The sequence below is a fragment of the Mucilaginibacter sp. genome (assembly GCF_028288105.1).
Classification (GTDB): domain Bacteria; phylum Bacteroidota; class Bacteroidia; order Sphingobacteriales; family Sphingobacteriaceae; genus Mucilaginibacter.
Genome location: NZ_JAQBOI010000124.1, coordinates 1 through 22,333, shown reverse-complemented (window position 1 = coordinate 22,333; position 22,333 = coordinate 1). Strand labels below are relative to the sequence as shown.

Below are 22,333 nucleotides of genomic sequence, written 5' to 3'. Positions count from 1 at the left end.
CTACTCATAAAAGTACACTCTTTTTACCCTTTGCGAAATGTTTGTTAATATTTCATAAGGGATGGTGCCAATTTGGAGGGCAAGTTCCTCTATCCGTTGTTGTTCGTTAAATACAATCACCTCATCCCCTTCTTTTACCTCTACGTTGCTTACATCAAGCATACACATATCCATAGTGATGTTACCAACCGTTGGTACCAGTGTGCCGTTTACCAGCATACGCCCTACACCATTACCAAAAGCGCGCAGATAGCCATCGGCGTAACCAATGCGTACGGTCGCTATTTTACCATCGGTTTTAAGGCTGCCATTACGGTTGTAACCAATAGTTTCGGCAGCGGCCATTTTCTTTACTTGCGATACGGTAGTTTTTAACGTAGCTACCGGCTGCAATCCGTTTTCCTCACGCGGTACAGCCGCATCAACACCATACAGGCCAATGCCCAGCCTTACCATATCATATTGGGCATTGGGCCAGCGGGTAATGCCCGATGTATTGCTGATATGTTTAATGGGCTTATAACCAATAGCATCTTCTATTTGTGAATAAGCTTTTTCAAATATGCTTATCTGCTGCACAGTAAACAGATCGTGCTGTTCGGCATCGCTTGCTACCAGGTGCGAGTATACCGATTGTACCTGAATGTAGGGGTTTATCTCCAGCAGATCACACAATTGTTCCACCTCAAACGCTTCAAAACCTACACGGTGCATGCCGCTATCTATTTTAATGTGAACCGGATAGTTAAACACATCCTCTTCCTGCGCGAATTTCACAAACTCGTCCAGCAAAGTAAAACTGTAGATAGCCGGTTCTAATTTATTGGCTACCAGTTTATCATAAGCCAGCGGTTCGGGGTTAAGCACCATTATAGGCAGGGTAATCCCCGTTTCCCTAAGCGCGATGCCTTCATCGGTATAAGCCACCGCCAGGTAATCTACCTTGTTATACTGCAGCATATTGGCTACCTCGAAAGTTCCGCTTCCATATGAGAAAGCTTTAACCATAGCCATTATTTTAACACCAGGTTGCAGCTTGGCTTTGTAAAAGTTAAGGTTGCTCAGCAAGGTATTCAGGTTTATCTCCAACACCGTTTCATGCGCTTTTTGCACCAGCGCCCGGCTTATCCGCTCAAACTCAAAGCTTCTGGAGCCTTTTATAAGGATGGTTTCATCGTGCAGGTGCAGCTTATTCAACTCCTTGAGCAAAGTGGCTGTATCGGCATAAAAATGCATCTGGGGCAAGTTGAAATACTCTTTATACTCCTGCAGGAACGTACCCACCCCAATAAACCTGTCTACCTGTTTAGTGCTTACCATTTGTGCTACCTGTTTATACAGAGCATCCTGCTTTAAACCGGATTGATAAATATCCGACAGGATCAACGTTTTCTTTTGGTGCTGATTTTGCTGATTCAAAAAGTTCAGCGCTATCTCTAACGATTGAATATCTGAATTATAGGAGTCATCAATAATAGAGCAATCGTTTATGCCATGTTTTAACTCCAGCCGCATGCTTACCGCTGCAAGGCGCTCGATACGGTCGTCGGCATCTGCGGGGCTGTAACCCATTGCCAGTATTGTAGCCCAGCAAACAATAGCGTTTTCTATCGAGGCGTCGTCACGATATGGCAAAAGGCACTCGATCTCTTTCTCCTTATACATGGCGCGCATATAATACTTGCCAGATATGGTTGTTTCGCTGAAAACATATAGGTCAACGAGGTTAAACTTACGGCTCCACGAAAAACACTGGTAGGTTTTCAATTCATCCTTATGATCCAATAAAGCCTCGTAATTATATATCAGCTGATTACAATTCTTAAACAGCTTTAATTTTTCAGACAATTTCTCTTCCGGCGATTCAAAGCCTTCATCGTGCGCGGTACCTATATGGGTAAGCACCCCTATTGTGGGCTGTATAATGGCTTCCAGCTTATCCATTTCGCCCGGGGTTGATATCCCCGCCTCAAATATGCCCAGGTTGTGTGTTTCGTTTATTTGCCATACAGAAAGCGGCACCCCTATTTGCGAGTTATAACTTTTTGGGTTACGGGCAATGTTTTTCTCGGGGCTCATTAACTGGTACAGCCATTCCTTTACAATGGTTTTGCCGTTGCTGCCGGTAATGCCTATCACTTCTATATCAAATTGTTTTCGGTGATGCGCTGCAAGGTCCTGCAAAGCTACCAATACATCTGCCACGATCAGGAAATTAGCATCGGGCATAATGGTATCCGGCTGGTGGTTAACCACAAAATTGCGGACACCCGCTGTATAAGCATCTGCAATAAATTCGTGCCCGTCGCGCCTGCCGGCCAGTGCAAAAAACAGCGATATAGCCGGGTTACTAATACGGCGGGTATCGGTAAGTAACACGCTTATGGTAGCATCGTCTACTATATTGCCGGTGGCGTTTATAATTTGTTTTACATCATTAATGGTGTAAGAATTTTGCATGACACGAATATCGTACACTTTTAATTGATTTAATATTAAGTGATGACAAAATTATTTAAAACGAAAAAAACCGATCAGTGGATCGCTTTTCGTTTTTTCAGGCCGATAATTACCGGACAGTTATTTGCTGTTATTCTTCAAATAATTAATTTGCTGATTATTAGCAATATATGTAAGTATTGATTAAATTTAACAATACAACCACCTACCTATAAATCCCCTATCCTTATGCCAACCGAAAACGAATTTCAGGTTAGCGGCAAAAATGCCAAAGCCTTGTTTAGCCTTAAACTTCACCGCGGCGAGGGAATGACCCTTGTAGCCATGAATTGGAAGACCGCTGAGCCGCCACGCGACTTTGTAGGCTTTGCTATAGAATACCAGGAGCCCAATGGTGAAAAATTTTTCGCGCTCAAAAATCGCCTTTCTTTTCCCGGAAACACAGGATTGGATAAAAACTTAAAGCTATCCACAAAGTTTTCTCCCATACAAAAATTTCGCTGGGTGCACTTTCCGCGCAATGCCGAAATACCCGGCAAATTCATTTACCGGGTATCGCCCGTATTTATGAACGCGCTGGGCGAACTCAGCTATGGGGAATTCCAGCAGGCCGGTATTGAACTGCATCGCGAAACTTATCCGGGCAAACTCAATGTTAGCTTTACGCGTGGCTTTGTAGCCTCGCAGGCATTTGTAGATTTCTACGAAAAGGACGGCCCAATTAAAACGCTGCTGCCAACAACCGCCAAATTAAGCCTAAACTTTCAACCAAGCCATCCTAAAGCCGCTGAGGCGCTGGCCTGGATGGGGTTTGAAGCCCGCAGCGTATTGCTTGAAGTATTGGATAAAGCCATTGCCGACCCCGATGCCAAAGTAGACGTTGTAGCTTATGACCTGAATGTACCCGAAATTGTTAACCGGCTGGAGCTGTTGGGGAAAAAACTACGGCTCATCATTGATGACGACGGCGATCATGGCAAGGGTAATTCTGCCGAAAAACAAGCCGAAGAGCGCTTGCTGCTCACAGCCTTGCACGTTAAAAGGCAGCACATGGGTAAGCTCCAGCATAACAAAACCATCATTGTTGATAGTCCCACACTCCAACTTGTGGTTTGCGGTTCAACCAACTTTGCCTGGCGCGGCTTGTACGTACAGAATAATAATGCCATTGTGCTGACAGGCAAAACCAGCGTAAACGTTTTTAAGGCCGCCTTTGAACAATATTGGACAAGTGACAGCGCAGGCGACTTTGGCGGCTCGACAGCAGCAGCCTGGCAATCGCTCGGATTAGCTGATATCGACGCCAGTGTGGCGTTTTCCCCGCATTCGGGCAGTAATACTGTATTGAATAGTATCGGCGCGGATATTGCAACCACCCGCTCCAGCCTTTTTTATTCCATGGCCTTTTTGTCGCAAACCAGCGGCCCCGTGCGCAAAGCTTTGACAGATGTTACCCTGAACGAGCAAATCTTTGTTTACGGCATATCCGATAAAAAGGCAGGCGGATTTAAGCTCCTGACACCAAATGGCAACTACTCGCCCGTTAGCCCGGCATCATTAGAGAAAGATGTACCCGAGCCCTTTAAATCTGAACCAACAGGAGGTGGCGGCACCCGCATGCACCATAAGTTTGTGGTGATTGATTTTGATAAGCCAAATGCCCGGGTATACATGGGCTCATACAATTTTTCGTTTGCCGCGGATGGTACCAATGGCGAGAACCTGGTGCTGATCAAAAATCGCAAGATCGCGGTAGCTTATATGATTGAAGCACTGCGCATCTTTGACCATTACCATTTTAGGGTGGCAACAAAGGCCGCCAAAAAAAGCAAGCTCAAATTAGAGTTGAAACCGGCACCACAAAACCTTCAGGATGAGACCTGGTGGCTGGAAGATTACACAGATATCCGTAAGATCAAAGACAGGCTCTTATTTGCTTAAGTTCACGATCACCTTTTCATTTTTTGCTAACAAACAAAGCCTGATAATTTCCTATCAGGCTTTGTTTGTTCGGTTCGTTTAAATTAACCGGGAAGATACACATCTCAAATAATTTATTTAAACCCAAATATCAAAGGGAATATAAAGGTCACGATAATTGTCCATACGAAGTAGATGGGCAGGTAAAAGGCAATAACCTTCCTGACCCCGGTTATGTCGTCTTTTTTTGATAGCACCCTAAAAAGCTGCGCAGTTACTAAAAGCAGATTTATTAGAATTAAGACATTGCCACCCAGAACCGCGGTCCTGTTTGGTGTGAACCCCCATTCTGAGATCCGGAACAAGATGGCAGAAAGCGCAACACCATTAACTAATATGGTTACAACAGATAGCAGGAAAAGAACCCAGATTTGCGTATAACTGTTATTTGTTTTAGATGTTTCGGCAACAGAAAAGAAGATAATGGCCATAACGCCGATCAATAAGGCATTAAAAATCAGCAGGAAATCCCGGTTATTATAAGGGTTTTTACCCGAATAAACTATCGCTATCAAATAAACCACCAGCATCACTATTACCAGCGGACTGAACAGCTTAGCAATTACCGGGGAAACTTTTCCTACTAACTGCGGATTAGTCTGGGTAAGATAGGTGCCTACAATTGGTACAGCGGCAAGCCCGAATACTCCAATGTTTTGGAAATAAAACTCTTCAATATGAAAACCGATAAGCGAGAAAAGCCCGACGGTTATACCGCTCGTAATTGCGCCTGCTATAACGATAAGAGCTGCCATAACAACCAGGTCGCCGTTATACTTTAAAAAGCTAAGTCGCTTCTCCTCGTCATTTTTGCTTCCACCAACAAAAGCAAAACCTAATATCGACCATAGAAACAAAACTAAATGAATGCACGATAGAATCAGGGTGTCGCTTTTCTCAACATTAGGCAGGAAATTGATAAAAATTAAACCTGCAAGGGTTGCGCCAACAATAAAAGCGATTTTACCGGTTGATAATTTGTTCTTCCATGCAAAGTAAACCGTTAACAGCGGAAACACGACAAAACCGATGTTCCTGGAATAGAAAAACTCTTCGTTTATAGATAAAATTGCGGGCAGCTTTGCAATAACACCTGCCACCAACGAAGCAATTATCACGAACAATAATTCCCTGCTTGTACCCCAGTTGATCTCATCACTTTCGTAATTCAGCCTTTCATTCCAGAAATCAGCGAGCGTGTTGCCTTTAAGGTCTGGATATAACGTGCGGAACTCTCGCTTAAAAAGCCCCTTATTAGTTCGGTACATTTTTTCGAGCTGCCCGGGGTCGTTTAGATGGGCGAGTATTTCGTCTTTCATGGATTTATATTTTAAACTTTTTTGTTAGAATCTTTAATGCTGATCTGTTAGTGCTGTTTAATGCCACATTGTGCCGGCCAATCCTAAAACAGTACCCAACCACAATGCAATGATGTATCCGATAACGCCCAATATAAGAGTCACCGCCCTTTTCCAGCCGTTCTGGTTAAGCACTTTATCCATAAAGTAAAAGAACAAACCACCCATTGCCCCTGCTAACGGAGTTATAATTAGCGGCCTTATCATCCATAACTTCCCCCAGGCAGGGTTAGGGTTACGTACTCCGATCACAAAAATTAAGATCACGAGTAAAGCGATCCCCCCGCCGATTAACATGCGTTTGCCTAATGCAGCCGGCTGGATTGGTTGTGTTGTTAAATTGTTTGTCTGTGACATGATAATTTAGTTTATAAGTTATAAATAGTTTTTGATATTTATTAAGTACTTGATATACAATATTAATTATGGATTAAAGTACTTTGCAATACAAAGTTAAGTAAAAGTACTTTGCATTTCAAAGCATTTGAATAAAAAATATTTCTGCTTACTATTTTCCTGACGAATATAATATGGAAACCCAAATTCAATTGATTGTTTATCACTAATTACCTTCATCAGGAGGTGATTTTTTAATATTATTGCCAAATGAAAGAACAGCTACTTACTTTAATTACAGCTTTAAAAGAAAATACACTTGCGTTTAATAACGTTATTGAATTTATAGAGACGTATAACCAGCATCAACCTACCGCATTTAAAAATGGGGATGCATATAATGAAGCAACTCAAAATCAAGGCAGCGCGAAGGTTTTTGCCTTTGCTCAAATAAATAACTTAAGTGCAGCAGATACCCTTTACTTATTTGCAGAACATTACCAATCGGTGTTGGCCACCCCTACCGCGACAGATCATCAAAATATCAGGCAGTTTATGGCTCATGGTTGGCCGGGGATAGTTTTTGAAGGAGAAGCCTTGGTTCCGAGATAATAAAATAGTCGACAGCCGAAATGATTCATGGCTTTGCAAGCGTACCGCTTGTAGAAGCCATGATCATTCCTCTCCTATTTATCTAATAGCTATCGCTTTACATTTCAACAAGCGGTTTCCCTTTCTCAACAATATAAGTTGCCAACTCTACAGCTTTGCCTTTGCCAACATTCCTTGCAGCGTGTTTGATGCCTGCAGGGATAAAGAGAACACCTCCCGCTTTCAGGGTTACCGGAGGTTGGCCCTCAACCTCATACACGAATAGCCCTTCCAGAACATAGATGATCTCTTCGCCATGATGTGAGTGCTTTCCGAATGCAGTACCCTTTTCAAAATCTATTCGCACCTGAACTGCCTCGTGGCCCGGAATACTGATATCGTGCCGTTGAAGTTCGGTACGTTTTATTCCCGATTGCTGTGCCGTGGCCAAGCCGGGTATGAACAATGCAATGAAACTAATAGTAACGATTGCGTTTAACAGGAAGTTGTTATTCTTTTTCATTATTGCTGATTTTATTCTTGTGAAAATTCTACTTGTCCAGCGGAGGTAACGCGTTCGTGAACGTGAGCTGTCGGAGTACGGTCAATGACCAGGCTAACTAATTCAGGGCGGCTGTAGTGACCAACCGCATCCATTAATCGCTTGCGTGCATCAATTTGTGCAAAGTCTATATCAGCGATTACTTCTCCCTCACCGGATTTTAGAGGCTCACCTATAATTTGGCCATCAGGTGCTATAATGGCAGTGAAACAACCTCCTGAAATTGGGCCAATGGGGCCACCTGTATCCTTTGCTATTTGCGCCTGTTGATCGGCATCAAGCCAACCTGTCGCACAAACTACAAAACAGGCTGATTCAAGGGCGTGCTGGCGAACATTTATTTCTGTCTGCTCGCTATGCAAAGGGCCCAAAAAAGATCCCGGGTACATTGCCGAGTGGATCTGTTCACCATCGGCAATAAGAGCGTACCGGAACAATGGATTATAGTGTTCCCAACAGGCAAGCTGCCCTATACGCCCGGCGGCACTTTCAACAGCACGGAGACCTGAAGCATCGCCCTGCCCCCAAATCATCCGCTCATGATAGGTAGGCGTAAGTTTGCGACGGCGCTGAATCAGCGTTCCGTCTGCGTCAAAAAGAAGCTGTGTATTATAGATCGAACCTCCGTCGCGCTCGTTAACACCGATTGAAACCACCATATTGGCTTGTTTTGCGGCTTCTCCAATGGCTTGGGTTTCTGCAGAGGGGACAACTATTGACTGATCCAGCAAACGTTGATGTTCTTTTCCCATCATAAACGGTGCTTGTATGAAAGAAAAATAAGGGTAATAAGGAATAATGGTTTCCGGGAAAGTTGCAAATTGAACACCTTTTTTACTCAGTTCTCCTATTTTGTTGATGATCTTCTCAACAGTTCCCTGAAGACTGTATAACACCGGGCTGATTTGTACAGCTGCAACTTTTACCACCCTTGGGCTTTCTGATTTTTTAATATTTTCCATAATTTTTCTGTTATTAATTTAAAAGCGTTTGGATTTCTTAGGCAAAAATATTGCTGCGATAGTTTTTGAACAATCAATAACCTGGTGAACCGGACAAAGTAAGTTGGGAACCGGACATATTGATTCACGAAGCTCTTAACTTGATAAAATTTTGCTATGAAGAAGAGTGTTAATTAATTGGGGAAGATTTTTTTTTAGAAGTTGGTATTGGTACCAAACAAAAGCCCGTGATCGTAAAGCCAATAATCGCCGGGCTAAGACTTATTAAAAAATAAGCTAATTTTAGTGCTATCAAATAATAATCTAAATTAGGAATCAATAATCATTTTTATATGAAAAGATATGTTTTAGTGCTGTTTTTATTTCTCCCTTTTTTAGGCTACTCGCAAAACACTATTAATAATTACAAATATGTAGTGGTACCCGAAAAATTCAGTTTTCTTAAGCAAAATGATCAGTATTTACTAAACAGCTTAACCAAAGCGCTTTTGCAGGACAAAGGTTTTACAGTTTATTTTGATAATGCTGAATTGCCCGCCGAAGTGGCTAACAATAAATGCCGCGCATTAAGTGCCGACTTATTGGAAAAAAGCGGAATGTTTACCACCAGCCTTACGCTTTTATTAAAGGATTGCCAGGGTAATATTGTTTTTAAAAGTAAAGAAGGTAAAAGCCGGGAGAAAGATTACAAAGCGGCTTATGATATGGCCCTAAGGGATGCTTTTACATCCATTTCGTATACCTATAACGGATCCACCAATGAGCCGGCTCAACCAATAGCTACAACAACAGCCTCACTAGCGTCTGAAAAGCCAACGGCTTCAACAACAGCTGCAAAAACAACTGAAACGGTAAGCAGCCGGCCGGCAGGAACATTATATGCCCAGGCAATAGCCAACGGGTATCAATTGATTGACACCACCCCGAAAATAGTTTTAACCCTACTAAAAACCTCGGCAGAGAATTATTTTATAGCCAGTAATGCTACTACTAACGGGATAGTCCTTAAAAAGAGCGAAGATTGGTTTTTCGAATACTACAAGGATGGTAAGCTTATTTCTGAAAAGTTACTGGTTAAATTTTGACCATTTTAACAAACTTAAATACTTTTCGATCCGCGCAGATGTGTATTTCTTAATCAAGGTTAATTTTTCCAGGGCGAACTATGTTCAACTTTGTATTATATAATAACCTTAAATACACAGATTATGAAAATTGTAGTTATCGGCGGTACCGGCCTTATTGGTAGCCAATTGGTAAATCAATTACAGCACAGCGGACACGAGGTGATTGCCGCTTCGCCCAACAACGGTGTAAATACGCTAACCGGCGAAGGTTTAAGTGAAGTGCTGCAGGGCGCGCAGGTAGTGGTGGATGTATCCAACTCTCCTTCTTTTGAAGATAATGCGGTAATGAACTTTTTCAAAACGGCTAACGAAAATCTATTACCTGCAGAAAAGGCGGCAGGGGTGCAGCATCATATTGCCCTATCGGTTGTAAGCACTCAAAAACTGCAGGCCAGCGGTTATTTCCGGGCAAAGCAAGTGCAGGAAGACTTGATCAGGGCATCGGGTATTCCATATACAATCGTTCATGCCACACAGTTTTTTGAGTTTGCGGGAGGCATTGTTCAAATGAGTGTGGTTGATGGAAAAGTGATAGTACCTGCAGCCAACATTCAGCCTATCGCAAGCAAAGATGTGGCAGCTTTTGTAGCAGAAACAGCATTAGAAAAACCGGCTAATAAGATCCTGGAAATAGGCGGTCCCGAAAAATTTGACATGGCAGTATGGGTGAAACAATATTTACAGGCAACTCATAAAAACTACGAGGTAGCAGCCGATACCAACGCCCCATATTCAGGAGCACTAATTACCGCTGATACTTTAGTGCCCGAAACTGCTGTTTTCCTGGGCAAAACAAACTACGCGGATTGGATCTCGAAACCTGAAAATCAGCGATAAGAAAGCAATATTAAAACCCTATTTACAAAAGAGTAAAAAGGGTTTTAATTATTATAGTAAAGTTGGGTACTACCTAACTTTTTTTGTCAAATTAGGTTTATTTGTCCATCAACTCGACCCAGGTATTAACCATTTTTTCAATCAGTTCTTTGTTTGCTGTTACCTGATCCATGGAATAAAACTTTGCGTAGACCTTACCCTTGGTAGCAACTTCAAGAAAGTCAGATTTGATATTGAGGAACTCCCCTTTGTGAAAGATAAGGGCAACGTAGTTTTTGATCCTTGGGTTGAAGGTGGCCAGGTCTTCTTTGTAAAAAAAGCTGGGGCCTCCCCATTTTACGTCTTCTTCTATTTTAGGATTGGCGTTGACAATGATTGACCTAACTGCTTCGAGTTCTGCTTTCAGTGGGTGTTCAAGTTTAGATATAAATTCATCTACTTTGTTGGTGTTGTTCATAGTGGTTTGGGTTAATTGTTATAACAAATATGAACATCTTTTTTGCAGGCAGGCAGGTGCATAAACGACAAATTAACGGGTTGATTACGACTATCGGACAAAATCCCAAAAGAGATCAATCAGGAGCATGATTGTCCAGGCTTTTTTTGTACCAAACCCGACGTCCTCACGAACCATTTTTTAGATGACCTTAAACGAATAGCCGCTCTATTTGATGACTAAGACCGATTTGAAATATCTAAGCCGTTTTCGATTGAACCGCCGATTATTCTATAGAAGGTTATTGCAAATAGTACTGCCAGTATAGTCGTGCTAAATATTTATTTTTGAATAAATAACGATTGATATATTAATGTGGAATCCAATAAGAAGGAACCGAAATCTTGGCACTTCGAAACAAGGGCATGGCCAAAACAATAAACTAACCATTGCTAAGCCTTGTATGATATCAAAAAGCTTTTATGAACGCCTTGATTTTTATAATAAAGTTGAAAGAACAATAAATGGGCATACTTTTATTTTTGTGATTGAAACGACACGTCAATCTTGTTATCATGCTTGTTCGGTCATGGATATTGAAAAAATTGTTGAGAATATCCCTATTAGTGATTATGGGGATTTAAAATTAATTGTCCTTAGACAACCTAAAAGAAAAGAAGAAATGATATCTCCTGTTTGGGGAAGATTGATTTACTCTTATGAGTTTGAAGATAATTACTATCCGGCTATAATAGTTGAAGCAGTGGATTATAGTAAGAAAATAAACTGGAACAGAAGTCAAACCCCGGAAGATCAAAGAGAGTTTGAACGACTTAAAATAGATGGGCACCATTTTTTGGAGAGTAAAAAAACTTTTAACGCATTACTGCAAATTGATAACGTTAGAAATACACAACTATACAGAACACTAATTCATGAATTTGGACATTATAAACAATATTTAGAAATTGTTGAGAGAGCGGGACATGAAGATGAGGATTTTGAGGAATGGAATAAAAGAAATGAGAAATATTTCAAAATATCGAGTAGTGACAAGGAAAGCTATGCGCACAAATATGCTGACGAGCTAATAAACAAACTTAGAGAAGAAAATATCGTTCCCTTTGATAGAATAAGCGATATCTATTCGGATGAAAAAATGGTGCATAAAAAAAGTAGCCAATAAAATTGACTACTTTTTATAAATAGTACCCAGCGCCGGAGTCGAACCGGTACGTATAAAACAAAAAAGCCCGATACGGGCATGTATCGGGCTTTTGTATTCTCGGAGATACCGATTTCCAAACATTTTATTGAAGCTTTGGAAGTTTTATAGCGTTTAATCGCTTAAATCGGTATTTACAAAGAAGGAGGCGGGAAGAGATCCAAACGTTTGTTAAATATAAAACGGATACCACTGCCAGCCCTTTTAAATAAAAACAGACATCAATAATAAATTATAGACAGGAAGGTATTTTATCATTAGTATTTTTTAACACCCTTTATTTGGTATGGCATAAATCACGTTGCCTGAAACAGATAAATTGAAGCCCTTATTTTCTATAGCAGGAAGTAACAGTTTTTTCCATGTTTTGCCCATGTCAGATGACCGGAATATACCATCTGAGCGACCACATATTAAATATTTGCCCATTTGTTTAATTGATAAAATATCCGATGAAGATTTAAGTAAGCCTATTTTTTTCATTAATAAACTACTCCAGGAAGGTTGAAGTTCTTCGCCTATGGCATTCCAGGTTTTTCCACTATCCAGTGAAATGTGTATGCTGTTTGTTTGGGTTGTTGTGTTGTAGACTATAGCAGCAAATCCTCCATCTATACGTTCCACAGCGATGCCAAGCCCCCCTTCACTAATCACACGATCCCAGTTTTCACCATCATCGGTCGATCTTAATATTCCATCTTTGCTGGTAGTCAGCAATACACCGTTTGACTCTACCAATTTCATTCTACCATCTCCAACATGCAATTGTTTCCAGGTTTTTCCACTGTTAGTAGATCTAAAAAGGCTGTTACTGGAGCCAATAAGAACTGTGCCTTCGGCAGTTTCAAAAACGGTGCGTACTTCTTTCTCTTTATAATTCTTGTACATCCAATCCATCGTGCTGTCTATGCGTACGGCTTGCTCTTGAAAATTGGTGTACATGGGCGACCAATTATTCGTTCCATTTATTTTTTTTAAAAATTGACCCCTTAAATCATACGCAAGTATCCCATTCTTGCCGGGGGCAAGGTTACGTTGTTTACCAGGGAAAATCTCTTTTGTCCAAAAAGAAGTTGTGGAATTTGGTTCACTGTGATAAACCCCATTGCCAGCACGTAAATAGAGCCCACGGTCATTTGCAAATAAACCATTGCTCCACACACCTTCTCTCTGCAAATTTTCAGGCAGCCCTTTGCTAATATCCTGCCATGTTTGTCCGCCATCAGTAGATCTTAAAACGATATTTAAAAGCCCTGATTTAGTCCCTTCTGTTGTTTTCTTCCCCGCTTCCTTTTCTTTTACTACAAAAGAATTTAGTAGAAATAATACCAGGAGGACGGCCGGAACAAACACAAATAATTTTTTCATTTTTCCATTTTTCATAACCTATAAATTTGATTCACCGAAATTACTTTGATATCTTTCCGTCTGAAGAATTAGGATTGTAAATAAAATTGTAAACTTTGTAAATAAAACGTAAACAGTGTGTTTTATAGCCGAAATCTCCTCTTCTGGAAACGCAGTTACCTGTTTGGATTGATATTCCTCTTCGTTTATATCTGTAATCTGTGCAGCTTTCAGGAGTGACCGGGGGTGACGACTTTGACATTGCCAGAAGGGAGGTTTTGCTCCGCAGGATAGGACATGAACTACTCTTACAGTCGGGCGCCGGAGTCGAACCTGCATAGTTTAAAACAACAAAGCCCGATATTTTCATATCAGGCTTTGTGTCGATTCATTTAGAAAGTACTCAGAGCGGGAATCGAACCCGCACTCCTTTAACGGGAACAGGATTTTAAGTCCTGCGTGTCTACCAGTTCCACCATCTGAGCAGGTGATTAACCTTTGTAACAATAAATCCCTTCTGTTAGAAAGGGATTTGAGCGAAAGACGAGATTCGAACTCGCGACCCCGACCTTGGCAAGGTCGTGCTCTACCAACTGAGCTACTTTCGCATTGGTATTTCCTGCTTAACATTACTGCGTTTGCGGGAGTGCAAATATAGACAGAAATGAATGTTCTGCAAGGAAAAAATAAACTTTTTTTTCAGTTTTTTATAACTCGCTGTTTTTCAAAACTTCAGCAGCCAGGTCTGTTTCAAAACCACGGCTTAAAGCATACTGCTGCAGTTTATATCGGCGTTTGTATGCATCCTTCTCGGGCAGGGTAGCCGCTTTTTTCTCAATTAAACGGATCAAAGCGTCCATATAATCGCTTGCATCTATCGTTAAAAGCGCTTTTTTTATCAACACCGGCGATACATTTTTCAATTTTAGCCCTTGTTTTATCTTGATCCTGCCCCAGGCTTTCTGGTTAAATTTACCTTTTACATAAGCTTTGGCAAAGCGCTCCTCGTTTAAATAGTTCTCTTCAATAAGTTTTGTGATGATGTTTTCTACAGCATCCGTCCACAGCCCCCAGTCGTAAAGTTTATTACGCACCTCTTGCTGTGAGCGTTCCTGGTAGGCGCAGTAATGCTCGGCCTTGGCCATGGCAACATTTACATCGGTAATTTTTACTTTTTTAGGGGCATCCATCAAACCCAAAAATGAATAAAATTCTATTAAGATTTATAACGATATCCGCTCCTGATCCAAATAATCAGGCGGAAACAGCTTTTGCCCATGCTTTTCGGCAATCGCCATAAACTTCTTCATCGTAGCTTCATCCATAGGTTGTGGTGGCACATATTCGTCGGCTTTTACGGGTATACCTATTTCCAGGAACATTTCTTCTAATCCGGCCGGTACTACTGTACAAAGCAATTTAGCAAGATGGTCGGTTTTATTTTTAAAGCAATGCACCATGCCACCTAAAGGAATGTTCACAAAAGAGCCTTTTGTAGCGATAAATTTGCTATCCTCGGTTTGTACTTCCACCTCTCCTTCTATCACATAAAATGATTCCTGGAATGCGGCGTGCGCATGCGGCCCGGGCCCGCCACCCGCAGGTACCGACATTTCTATCACCGCGAACTCACCGTTAGTTTGCTTGCCGCTTACCAGTATCCGGTAAATACCACCTGCCACAGAAAGGTTATCGCCATCCTGCGGACCCGTAGCTACCAAAACGTTGTTTGAATTTTTCATACCATACAAGGTACAAAACACCTGCCACTAATGCTCAAATTATAAAGTTCAGGAAAAACATGCCCGGATTTAATATATTGCAATAAGTATCCATCAATATGAAAAAACCAGCCAATTCCACATTTACACGCAGAAAATTCATCACTACAACAGCCATATCGGCAGGGAGTTTAGTTTTGCTCTCTCACCCTTCTTTTGCAAGTGGTTTGTCTGCACAAAAGCAGTATACCGTTCAGCAGGTTATAGATCTGATCATGAAGGAAGTCAACCTCTCGCCTATCACAAATACGGTTGATACGCTAAAATCAGGCGATGCCGGCCAGATTGTTACCGGCATTGTTACCACCATGTTTGCAACCGTAGCGGTAATTGAGCAGGCCGCAAAGTTAAATGCCAATTTTATTATAGCCCACGAGCCAACTTTTTATAACCATACCGATAACCCCGATTGGGTGAAAGACAATGCCATAGTAAAACAAAAACAGGCATTGCTTAAAAAACACAACATAACCGTATGGCGCTTTCATGATTATTGCCACTCGTTAAAACCCGATGCGGTGGCCTATGGTGTTGTTAAAAAATTAAACTGGCTGCCTTATTACAAAGCCGGTGATAATACCATGAACATCCCTCCTGTTAGCTTACAGCAATTGGTGCAGCACCTTAAATCATCGTTGGGTATAGCTCATCTGCGCATAATTGGCAACCTCAATCAGCAATGCCAGCGTGTAACCCTAATGCCGGGCGCGCCGGGTGGGCAAAGGCAAATAGGTGCTGCCATAGCTCAAAAACCAGATGTGTTGATTGTTGGCGAAGTAGCGGAATGGGAAACCGCCGAATACATACGCGACGCGCATTTATTAGGCGCTAATATTTCTTTAATTATACTGGGGCATAACCTGAGCGAAGATCCCGGTATGGAATACTTTGTAGATTGGCTACAGCCGAAACTTACAGGTGTAAAGGTTACCCATATCAAATCAGGCGATCCGTTTACCTGGCTTTAGTACTTCGGTTTTCACCCCTTGATTTGTCGCGTTTGCCCCTGTTATTCAATTAAATAGCAGGGTATATTTGTATAACCACACATTAAATTAAAACGTTATGAATAAGATAACCCCATTTTTATGGTTTGATAACAACCTGGAAGAAGCTATGGCATTTTATAGCAGCGTGTTTAAAAGCTTCGAGGCTGGTGAAGTACGCAGGTACACCAAAGAAGGCCCCGGCCCGGAAGGTTCGGTAATGACGGCCAGCTTTACGCTTAACGGACAAGAGTTTACAGGTATTAACGGAGGCCCGCATTTTAAATTTACCGAGGCCGTATCTTTTGTAATAGACTGCAAAACACAGGATGAGGTGGATTATTACTGGGAAAAATTATCGGCAGATGGCGGGCAAAAGGTAGAATGCGGCTGGCTGAAAGATAAATTCGGGCTTTCCTGGCAGGTTACACCATCGATATTAATAGAAATGATTGGCGATAGCGACACAGAAAAAGTAAGCCGCGTTATGCACGCCATGATGCAAATGAAAAAACTGGATATTAAAGTTTTGCAGGATGCTTATGAAGGATAACGGTAATCCACAAAATTTTGAAGAGTACCTTGAAAGTCAGCCGGAGGAATACAGGGCCGATTTGCGAGAGATGCGAGATATTGTGCTATCGGTTATCCCACAAGCGCAGGAATCGATCAGCTACCAAGTGCCTTGTTTTAAATATCACTACATGCTGGTAGGCATTGGTGTAAATAAAAATTCAAGCAGCTTTTATACCATGAGCCCTCCTTTAGTGAAAGAACTGAAGGAGGAGCTTAAAGGTATTAAAACATCAGGCGCTACCCTGCACTTCCCACCGGGAAAACCTTTACCTGTTGAGCTTCTAAAAAAAATAGTGCAGCTACGAGCCAGGCAAAACGAAAGTTTGGCTTTGCTGAAAAAGAAATAGGGCCAAAAGCCCTATCTACTAATAAACAGCGTCTGGCGCTTTATAGTCAAATATAAAATCTACTATTTTCTTTAATTCAGGAATTTTCAGCTTAGTACCCTTGTATTCCCATTTTTCTCTTTCTTTATCGATGCTTATTTCTCCCAGAAAATTAGGGTCATTGCTATCTGTTGGTTCACTGGGTATGTCTTTATGTGACAGTCTGTTCAAAAAGTTTGCGGCAAATATTTTATAGGCGCCGCTTCCCCAAACACCTCTTTCAGTAACAATTTCAACCTGCTTTTCAGGCTCATTTTCTGTACCAACTTTTAAAATTACCATATTGCTTTAAGATTATATTGTTATGACAAACATACCTCTAAGTTGTTTGATTTATTGTTAAGTTTTTAATAAGATAATATTATATTAATGCGTGTATTATTTTTATAAAATTACGTATAGTTTGAAAATTTCCTATACTCATAAAACAATAAAAACGTATTTTTTTGGCACCTTTAGGCTCTATTTTAATTTACGTTTTTTAAGTAATAAAGTGACCCTGCATTTGCCAATACCTGCGTACTGTTGTAAAAGTATTGTTTTAGTAATACTCTTCGCAACTGCATCCCGCACAGTAAATGCGCAAACCTCCCCTATCCAACCTACCGATACCATGAACAGTACAATAAATTAGTTTCCCGTTATCGTTACGATAAACCAGATTAGGCAACATACTTTGCCAACATAGGGCTTGATCTTGCAAAACGTTTGAAAAACCCTGCCGGGCAAGCTTTAATGCTTAACCAACTGGGTATGATAGATGATAACGTTGGCCAGTTTGATAATTCGTGAAAAAAATACCTCGAAGCACTTGCCCTGTATAAACGAGTTGGCAACACAAAAGGTATAGCTACAGAAAATATATGCCTTGGTGTTGTTGAAATGCGGAAGGGCCAATTTGATAAGGCTATCGATTACTTTTTACAGGCATTAGCAATCAGTCAGCGCAATGGCAATCAATTAGGGCAAATGGAAGGATACATTACCCTGGGCTAAGCCTTTGCAGGGCAAAAGAAATATGCGGAAGCTATCGCGTATTACCGCACTGCCTGCGGCGATGTGTTGATAAGCGCCGCATCAACAAACGGACTTATAGCCATTACCGTAAAAGATAATGGCATTGGCATTGGCATTGCTGCCGATAAACTGGATGAGATTTTCGACTTCACTAATGCAAGTACCCGCGACACAGGCAATGAAAGTGGCACTGGTTTGGGCTTATTGCTTTGTAGGGAGTTTATTGAGATAAACGGCGGCACTATACAGGTACAGAGCAAGCCCGGCGAAGGTTCGGCCTTCACTATAACGCTTAAAACAGCATAGCAAAAAGCTTATATAACTTCCCCCTCGTCCTCTTTCTCTTCGCGCTCAACAACAAGGCTGCACTCGCCAACAAATAAGGCAAGGGCGCCAACCGCGGCAAGTACCGGCGCTATTACAGCGGCAACAACACCTACAGCTAAAGGGAAGGTCATTAATTCTTTACCATGTTTATCGCTTATGGTAATGCTGGTAATATTGCCTTCTTCAATAAGTTCTTTGATCTTATTAACCAGGTTTTTACCGTGAATGCTAAAGGTTTCTTTCTTTGTCATACCGTATAGACTTACATTAGTCTATGAAGTTACAAAATTTATATCTCAGCATCTATAATTAAATAACCTGCCATACTTAATTGCACATGGCAGGTTATGCATATGATTTATACTGAGACTTTTATACCGCTAATTCCCGATAGTTTAGCTAAAGAAAACGCCCCTATAGCCATTGCCAGGTCGCGCACGGCTACATCCAGATAATGGCCACTTGCAAGCAAACTCAAAGCAATTAGCACCAACCAGGCGCTTACCAGTAAACCACCTTTTTGCGGGTTTAAAAATACCAGTACACCGGCAATAATTTCTATAACGCCAACTATCATCATAAATACGTGTGCGCTAAAAGGCAAAATACCTTCAACCGATGGGTTTAAGTAATGAGACCAATCGGTAAGTAAATTGGTAAATTTATCTGCCCCTGCCACAATCGGGATGATGCCATAACTCAGTTTCAATATTGTTTGAACCTGTGCTGTTGTTTTAATGCTATCTGTCATAATTAATCTATTTGTTTTAATATTAGAGGAAGGCTGATCAAAAAGGGTTACAAATTATATTTTGTAACCCTTTATCGCTTCAATGCTCTATATTGTATTAGAGCACCCAAAAAGTATGATGAATTTAAGCGACGAAGAGATTGTTGACAGGATAATTAATGGCGAACAGCACTTATATGAGGTTTTAATGCGCAAATTTAACCAGCGTTTGTATCGCATAAGTATGGCCATTATTAATGACGATAAAGAGGCCGAAGACATTATGCAAACAGCCTACATTAACGCCTATCAACAGCTGGAAAATTTCAAAGGTAAATCGAGCTTTAGCACCTGGCTAACAAGGATCCTGATCAACGAAAGCCTGCTGCATAAAAAAAGAAAAACACAATTTCAAAAGGTACTTATGGAAACACCCGTTAACCAACATCATAACGATACACCGCTAAAGAATTTGATGAATAAAGAGTTGAAATTTATACTGGAAAAAGCAGTTGCCGATCTGCCGGAAAAATACCGCATGGTGTTTGTAATGCGCGAGATACAGGAAATGAGTACAACCGAAACGATGGATGCGTTAAACCTTGGCGAATCTAACGTTAAAATACGCTTAAGCCGCGCCAAAGAAATGCTGCGCGATGGGCTTTACGATTACTGGGAGCCAAAACAAGTATATGAATTTAACCTAATTAGATGCGACGTTGTGGTTAACTATGTAATGGCTAAGATAAGGATAGACTAATTCAACGATTTTTGCATAGCCGTTGCCGATTCCGGGCAAACATGAGTAAACTCTGATGATGCTTTTACCGCTTCCGGGATATCCATACGGGCAATATGCTCATAACCTTTACGCTCAAAATAATCTTTAGCAGTTTCGGTAAGCAGATATATAGCTTCAAGCCCTTTGTTTGCAGCAAGGCTTTCAATCTTATTAAGCAGGTCGGCCGCTATACCCCTGCCGCGCGAGTTTTGGTTAACAGCAAGCGAACGCAACAGTCCATAATTGCCGTAAACTTCCAGCCCCGCAACACCTGTTACGGTTTGATTATCTACCGCTACAAAAAAGTTGTTCAGCATCCCCGGGAGGTCACTTGTAGGGAGCTTTTCGGTAGTTAATAGTTCTATAACATTATCTCTGTACAGTTCAGCCGGTTTTAATTCAATGCTCATATATCGGTTTTATTGTAAAGCAATTACTTTGGTTGTTTTGTTTTTGATAGTATCTAATCGCCTCTTTACTTTCACTATGCAACAATTGTAATAAGAAATATTTGCACATGCAACGCGCGTTATGTTGTTGGTTTAGTTTTTGCTTGCTTGTTGTAATAACTGAACAAGCATTTTACTACCTTGCTTACCTACTTACAATAATGAAAATATTTCAGCAAATACTTGATTTAAACCAGCGCAAAAGGGGTTTCCATATCATTACAGCCGAAGTTGTGGATGCTCTGCCGCAAATTGGTGAAATAAAAATAGGCATCTGCCAGGTATTTATTCAGCATACATCGGCATCGTTAAGTATTAATGAAAATGCCGACCCAACCGTAAGGCAGGACTTTGAGATGTATTTCAACAAAGCCGTACCCGAAAATGATCCCGACTATCGCCACAATGACGAAGGGTCGGATGATATGCCCGCGCATTTGAAAGCTGCTATGCTGGGTAGTTCGGTAACTATACCTATCCGTAACGGGCGGCTGGCTTTAGGGACATGGCAGGGTATCTATTTATGCGAGCACCGCAATTATGGTGGCAGCCGGAGCCTGGTTATCACTGCCTGGGGCGAATAATGGCGTTTTAAATCCGGTTTAGGGGCGAAAAAAAGTCGTTAATACCCCTGTTTTTGGCGCAAAAACACCCCAATACTGGCTGCATTTTTGCGACCTTTATAATATACCAATAATGACTATTATGGAATTGATAGAGATCATAAACAGCGCGAAACAACTTAATGTGTACGAAGCCAGGATTGAGAATTCAAAGATCACTATGTCGTGCATTAATGGATTGGAGATGAACGATGTATCGGCTACAAATGTTAAGATATCTGATGCTAACCTAAGCGACCTGGAAATACATGGCGCACAGATGGGTGGCGCCTACATTCACAGCATTGGTATGCCACCAGAGGGACACCTATATTACGACCCCAACGCCAAACAACGCCCCTTGAAATTTGATGATTGCGACCTGCATGGCAGTACGATAACTGATTGCAACCTTAGCAAGGTAGCCATAGCCAATTGCAACCTTACCGGCATGACTATCAATGGTGTTTTGGTGGAGGATTTGTTGAGGGTGTATAAGGACAAATAGGCCGCATCCCCTGTCATTTCGAACGAGGAACGAGGAGAAATCTTGTTCGAAATAGCAGGTCGGCTACAAGCATGTAATAACAAGATTTCTCTCTACCGTTCGAAATGACAAGGTTATTATCTATTCTTCATGCTTCCTTATCTTAATAAACACTAGCTTACTTGTAGGGCAATTGCTTTTTTCGGCTACACTATTTATGGGTATTAACACATTTCCTTCGGGATAATAGGTTGCGGTGTTGCGTTCGGGGATATTGTAAGGTACAATGATAAACAAACGGGCAATGCGTTCAATGCCATCATAATAGTTACACAGGTCTACCTTGTCGCCCTGCGTAAAACCTGCTTTGGCTATGTCTTTAGGATTCATGAATATCACCCGGCGCTCATTATGAATACCGCGGTACCTATCCTGCATACCATAAATAGTGGTATTAAACTGGTCGTGACTACGGATAGTCGTCATCATATATTCATCATCGGCCATTTGATGATCAGGTAATTGTGTAATGGTAAACGGGGCTTTATCCTTAAACTGTTCTGTTTCAAATTTGCCTTCGCGTGGCCCATTTGGTAAATAAAAACCTCCCGGTAGCCGTACACGCTGGTTGTAGTTTTCAAAGCCCGGTATCACCTGTCCTATTGCATCACGAACTGCATCATAGCTGTTGGCGTATTTATCCCAATCAACAACAGTTCGGCTCCCTAACGTAGCTTTAGCCAGTTCGCAAACTATCTGGGTTTCGTTCAGCAAGTCTTTTGATATCGGCTCCAGAATACCTTTTGACGATTGCACCACGCTCATTGAGTTTTCGCAGCTAATGAACTGATCCTCTCCATTAATTATGTCCTTATCGCTCCGGGAAAGTGTAGGCAGAATAATAGCTTCTTCGCCATGCACTAAATGGCTGCGGTTAAGTTTGGTAGATACGTGTACACCCATTTCCAGCTTGCGCATGGCTTCGGCAGT

At 41.4% G+C, this 22,333-nt stretch carries 27 protein-coding genes and 2 tRNA genes; 13 read left to right on the top strand and 16 right to left on the bottom strand.

Features of this window, described 5'->3' with window-relative positions:
* Entirely contained in the window at nucleotides 1-2,460 is a 2,460-nt protein-coding gene (locus JWQ85_RS08530; protein ID WP_299466879.1) for a bifunctional UDP-N-acetylmuramoyl-tripeptide:D-alanyl-D-alanine ligase/alanine racemase, read from the bottom strand.
* Nucleotides 2,461-2,688: 228 nt separating this feature from the next.
* Here JWQ85_RS08530 and JWQ85_RS08525 point away from each other — a divergent pair, with 228 nt between their 5' ends.
* Nucleotides 2,689-4,401 (top strand): phospholipase D-like domain-containing protein, encoded by a 1,713-nt coding sequence (locus tag JWQ85_RS08525; RefSeq protein WP_299466876.1) that lies wholly within the window; start codon nucleotides 2,689-2,691, stop codon nucleotides 4,399-4,401.
* Between the two features lie 113 nt (nucleotides 4,402-4,514).
* Here JWQ85_RS08525 and JWQ85_RS08520 read toward each other — a convergent pair whose 3' ends face one another.
* On the bottom strand, nucleotides 4,515-5,759 hold the full coding sequence (locus JWQ85_RS08520; RefSeq protein ID WP_299466873.1) for a hypothetical protein: 1,245 nt from the start codon (nucleotides 5,757-5,759) through the stop codon (nucleotides 4,515-4,517).
* 57 nt (nucleotides 5,760-5,816) lie between these two features.
* Entirely contained in the window at nucleotides 5,817-6,155 is a 339-nt protein-coding gene (locus JWQ85_RS08515) for a hypothetical protein (RefSeq protein WP_299466871.1), read from the bottom strand.
* A 249-nt stretch (nucleotides 6,156-6,404) separates the two neighbouring features.
* On the opposite strand from JWQ85_RS08515, the gene JWQ85_RS08510 reads away from it, so the two are divergent.
* Nucleotides 6,405-6,746 (top strand): HopJ type III effector protein, encoded by a 342-nt coding sequence (locus tag JWQ85_RS08510; RefSeq protein ID WP_299466868.1) that lies wholly within the window; start codon nucleotides 6,405-6,407, stop codon nucleotides 6,744-6,746.
* A 97-nt stretch (nucleotides 6,747-6,843) separates the two neighbouring features.
* Here JWQ85_RS08510 and JWQ85_RS08505 read toward each other — a convergent pair whose 3' ends face one another.
* Entirely contained in the window at nucleotides 6,844-7,248 is a 405-nt protein-coding gene (locus JWQ85_RS08505) for a cupin domain-containing protein (protein ID WP_299466865.1), read from the bottom strand.
* Nucleotides 7,249-7,259: 11 nt separating this feature from the next.
* The gene (locus JWQ85_RS08500) at nucleotides 7,260-8,249 is read right to left on the bottom strand and encodes a nitrilase-related carbon-nitrogen hydrolase (protein ID WP_299466861.1); all 990 of its coding nucleotides are present in this window, start codon (nucleotides 8,247-8,249) and stop codon (nucleotides 7,260-7,262) included.
* A gap of 332 nt (nucleotides 8,250-8,581) precedes the next feature.
* Here JWQ85_RS08500 and JWQ85_RS08495 point away from each other — a divergent pair, with 332 nt between their 5' ends.
* Together JWQ85_RS08495 and JWQ85_RS08490 are read left to right on the top strand one after the other, a co-directional pair.
* Complete coding sequence (locus JWQ85_RS08495; RefSeq protein ID WP_299466858.1) at nucleotides 8,582-9,334, top strand: hypothetical protein; 753 nt, start codon at nucleotides 8,582-8,584, stop codon at nucleotides 9,332-9,334.
* 123 nt (nucleotides 9,335-9,457) lie between these two features.
* Nucleotides 9,458-10,213 (top strand): SDR family oxidoreductase, encoded by a 756-nt coding sequence (locus tag JWQ85_RS08490; RefSeq protein WP_299466855.1) that lies wholly within the window; start codon nucleotides 9,458-9,460, stop codon nucleotides 10,211-10,213.
* A 97-nt stretch (nucleotides 10,214-10,310) separates the two neighbouring features.
* On the opposite strand, the gene JWQ85_RS08485 is transcribed toward JWQ85_RS08490, so the two are convergent.
* A complete protein-coding gene (locus tag JWQ85_RS08485) occupies nucleotides 10,311-10,670 on the bottom strand; it encodes a DUF1801 domain-containing protein (protein ID WP_299466852.1) in 360 nt (119 codons plus the stop codon).
* A 352-nt stretch (nucleotides 10,671-11,022) separates the two neighbouring features.
* Here JWQ85_RS08485 and JWQ85_RS08480 point away from each other — a divergent pair, with 352 nt between their 5' ends.
* Nucleotides 11,023-11,835 carry a hypothetical protein gene (locus tag JWQ85_RS08480; protein ID WP_299466849.1) on the top strand — a complete coding sequence of 271 codons (813 nt, stop codon included), beginning with the start codon at nucleotides 11,023-11,025 and terminating at the stop codon, nucleotides 11,833-11,835.
* A 306-nt stretch (nucleotides 11,836-12,141) separates the two neighbouring features.
* Here JWQ85_RS08480 and JWQ85_RS08475 read toward each other — a convergent pair whose 3' ends face one another.
* From JWQ85_RS08475 to JWQ85_RS08455, 5 genes are all read right to left on the bottom strand, one after another.
* The gene (locus tag JWQ85_RS08475) at nucleotides 12,142-13,257 is read right to left on the bottom strand and encodes an exo-alpha-sialidase (protein WP_299466847.1); all 1,116 of its coding nucleotides are present in this window, start codon (nucleotides 13,255-13,257) and stop codon (nucleotides 12,142-12,144) included.
* Nucleotides 13,258-13,621: 364 nt separating this feature from the next.
* Nucleotides 13,622-13,706 (bottom strand) — tRNA-Leu (locus JWQ85_RS08470).
* A gap of 50 nt (nucleotides 13,707-13,756) precedes the next feature.
* Nucleotides 13,757-13,829: transfer RNA gene (locus tag JWQ85_RS08465), tRNA-Gly, on the bottom strand.
* A gap of 99 nt (nucleotides 13,830-13,928) precedes the next feature.
* Nucleotides 13,929-14,411: a regulatory protein RecX gene (locus JWQ85_RS08460; protein WP_299466844.1), complete on the bottom strand. Its 483-nt coding sequence runs from the start codon at nucleotides 14,409-14,411 to the stop codon at nucleotides 13,929-13,931.
* Between the two features lie 33 nt (nucleotides 14,412-14,444).
* Entirely contained in the window at nucleotides 14,445-14,963 is a 519-nt protein-coding gene (locus JWQ85_RS08455) for a cupin domain-containing protein (RefSeq protein WP_299466841.1), read from the bottom strand.
* Nucleotides 14,964-15,061: 98 nt separating this feature from the next.
* On the opposite strand from JWQ85_RS08455, the gene JWQ85_RS08450 reads away from it, so the two are divergent.
* The 3 genes from JWQ85_RS08450 to JWQ85_RS08440 all read left to right on the top strand — a co-directional run bounded on the left by JWQ85_RS08450 (nucleotide 15,062) and on the right by JWQ85_RS08440 (nucleotide 16,911).
* Nucleotides 15,062-15,970, top strand: a complete 909-nt coding sequence (locus JWQ85_RS08450) for a Nif3-like dinuclear metal center hexameric protein (protein WP_299466838.1) — start codon at nucleotides 15,062-15,064, stop codon at nucleotides 15,968-15,970.
* A gap of 97 nt (nucleotides 15,971-16,067) precedes the next feature.
* Nucleotides 16,068-16,541, top strand: a complete 474-nt coding sequence (locus JWQ85_RS08445) for a VOC family protein (protein WP_299466835.1) — start codon at nucleotides 16,068-16,070, stop codon at nucleotides 16,539-16,541.
* Nucleotides 16,531-16,911, top strand: a complete 381-nt coding sequence (locus JWQ85_RS08440; RefSeq protein WP_299466833.1) for an iron chaperone — start codon at nucleotides 16,531-16,533, stop codon at nucleotides 16,909-16,911. Before JWQ85_RS08445 ends, JWQ85_RS08440 begins: the two co-directional genes overlap by 11 nt.
* Nucleotides 16,912-16,929: 18 nt before the next feature.
* On the opposite strand, the gene JWQ85_RS08435 is transcribed toward JWQ85_RS08440, so the two are convergent.
* Complete coding sequence (locus JWQ85_RS08435) at nucleotides 16,930-17,232, bottom strand: hypothetical protein (RefSeq protein ID WP_256536977.1); 303 nt, start codon at nucleotides 17,230-17,232, stop codon at nucleotides 16,930-16,932.
* Nucleotides 17,233-17,766: 534 nt separating this feature from the next.
* On the opposite strand from JWQ85_RS08435, the gene JWQ85_RS08430 reads away from it, so the two are divergent.
* Both JWQ85_RS08430 and JWQ85_RS08425 read left to right on the top strand, forming a co-directional pair.
* A complete protein-coding gene (locus JWQ85_RS08430; RefSeq protein WP_367186197.1) occupies nucleotides 17,767-17,946 on the top strand; it encodes a tetratricopeptide repeat protein in 180 nt (59 codons plus the stop codon).
* A 33-nt stretch (nucleotides 17,947-17,979) separates the two neighbouring features.
* Nucleotides 17,980-18,273, top strand: coding sequence for an ATP-binding protein (locus tag JWQ85_RS08425; protein WP_299466904.1), 294 nt, complete (start codon nucleotides 17,980-17,982; stop codon nucleotides 18,271-18,273).
* An 8-nt stretch (nucleotides 18,274-18,281) separates the two neighbouring features.
* On the opposite strand, the gene JWQ85_RS08420 is transcribed toward JWQ85_RS08425, so the two are convergent.
* Both JWQ85_RS08420 and JWQ85_RS08415 read right to left on the bottom strand, forming a co-directional pair.
* The gene (locus JWQ85_RS08420) at nucleotides 18,282-18,545 is read right to left on the bottom strand and encodes a DUF4342 domain-containing protein (RefSeq protein ID WP_299466828.1); all 264 of its coding nucleotides are present in this window, start codon (nucleotides 18,543-18,545) and stop codon (nucleotides 18,282-18,284) included.
* Between the two features lie 107 nt (nucleotides 18,546-18,652).
* Nucleotides 18,653-19,045 carry a hypothetical protein gene (locus JWQ85_RS08415; protein ID WP_299466825.1) on the bottom strand — a complete coding sequence of 131 codons (393 nt, stop codon included), beginning with the start codon at nucleotides 19,043-19,045 and terminating at the stop codon, nucleotides 18,653-18,655.
* 115 nt (nucleotides 19,046-19,160) lie between these two features.
* On the opposite strand from JWQ85_RS08415, the gene JWQ85_RS08410 reads away from it, so the two are divergent.
* Nucleotides 19,161-19,784, top strand: coding sequence for an RNA polymerase sigma factor (locus JWQ85_RS08410; RefSeq protein WP_299466822.1), 624 nt, complete (start codon nucleotides 19,161-19,163; stop codon nucleotides 19,782-19,784).
* Here JWQ85_RS08410 and arsN2 read toward each other — a convergent pair.
* The gene (arsN2, locus tag JWQ85_RS08405) at nucleotides 19,781-20,215 is read right to left on the bottom strand and encodes an arsenic resistance N-acetyltransferase ArsN2 (protein ID WP_299466819.1); all 435 of its coding nucleotides are present in this window, start codon (nucleotides 20,213-20,215) and stop codon (nucleotides 19,781-19,783) included. The two genes, JWQ85_RS08410 and arsN2, sit on opposite strands and share 4 nt — an antisense overlap.
* A 200-nt stretch (nucleotides 20,216-20,415) precedes the next feature.
* Here arsN2 and JWQ85_RS08400 point away from each other — a divergent pair, with 200 nt between their 5' ends.
* Entirely contained in the window at nucleotides 20,416-20,838 is a 423-nt protein-coding gene (locus JWQ85_RS08400) for a secondary thiamine-phosphate synthase enzyme YjbQ (protein ID WP_299466816.1), read from the top strand.
* 112 nt (nucleotides 20,839-20,950) lie between these two features.
* Nucleotides 20,951-21,364 carry a pentapeptide repeat-containing protein gene (locus tag JWQ85_RS08395; RefSeq protein WP_299466813.1) on the top strand — a complete coding sequence of 138 codons (414 nt, stop codon included), beginning with the start codon at nucleotides 20,951-20,953 and terminating at the stop codon, nucleotides 21,362-21,364.
* A 120-nt stretch (nucleotides 21,365-21,484) separates the two neighbouring features.
* Here the strand turns inward: JWQ85_RS08395 and JWQ85_RS08390 are convergent.
* Nucleotides 21,485-22,333 (bottom strand): molybdopterin dinucleotide binding domain-containing protein (locus JWQ85_RS08390; protein WP_299466810.1); only part of this gene is annotated, 849 nt, incomplete at its 5' end.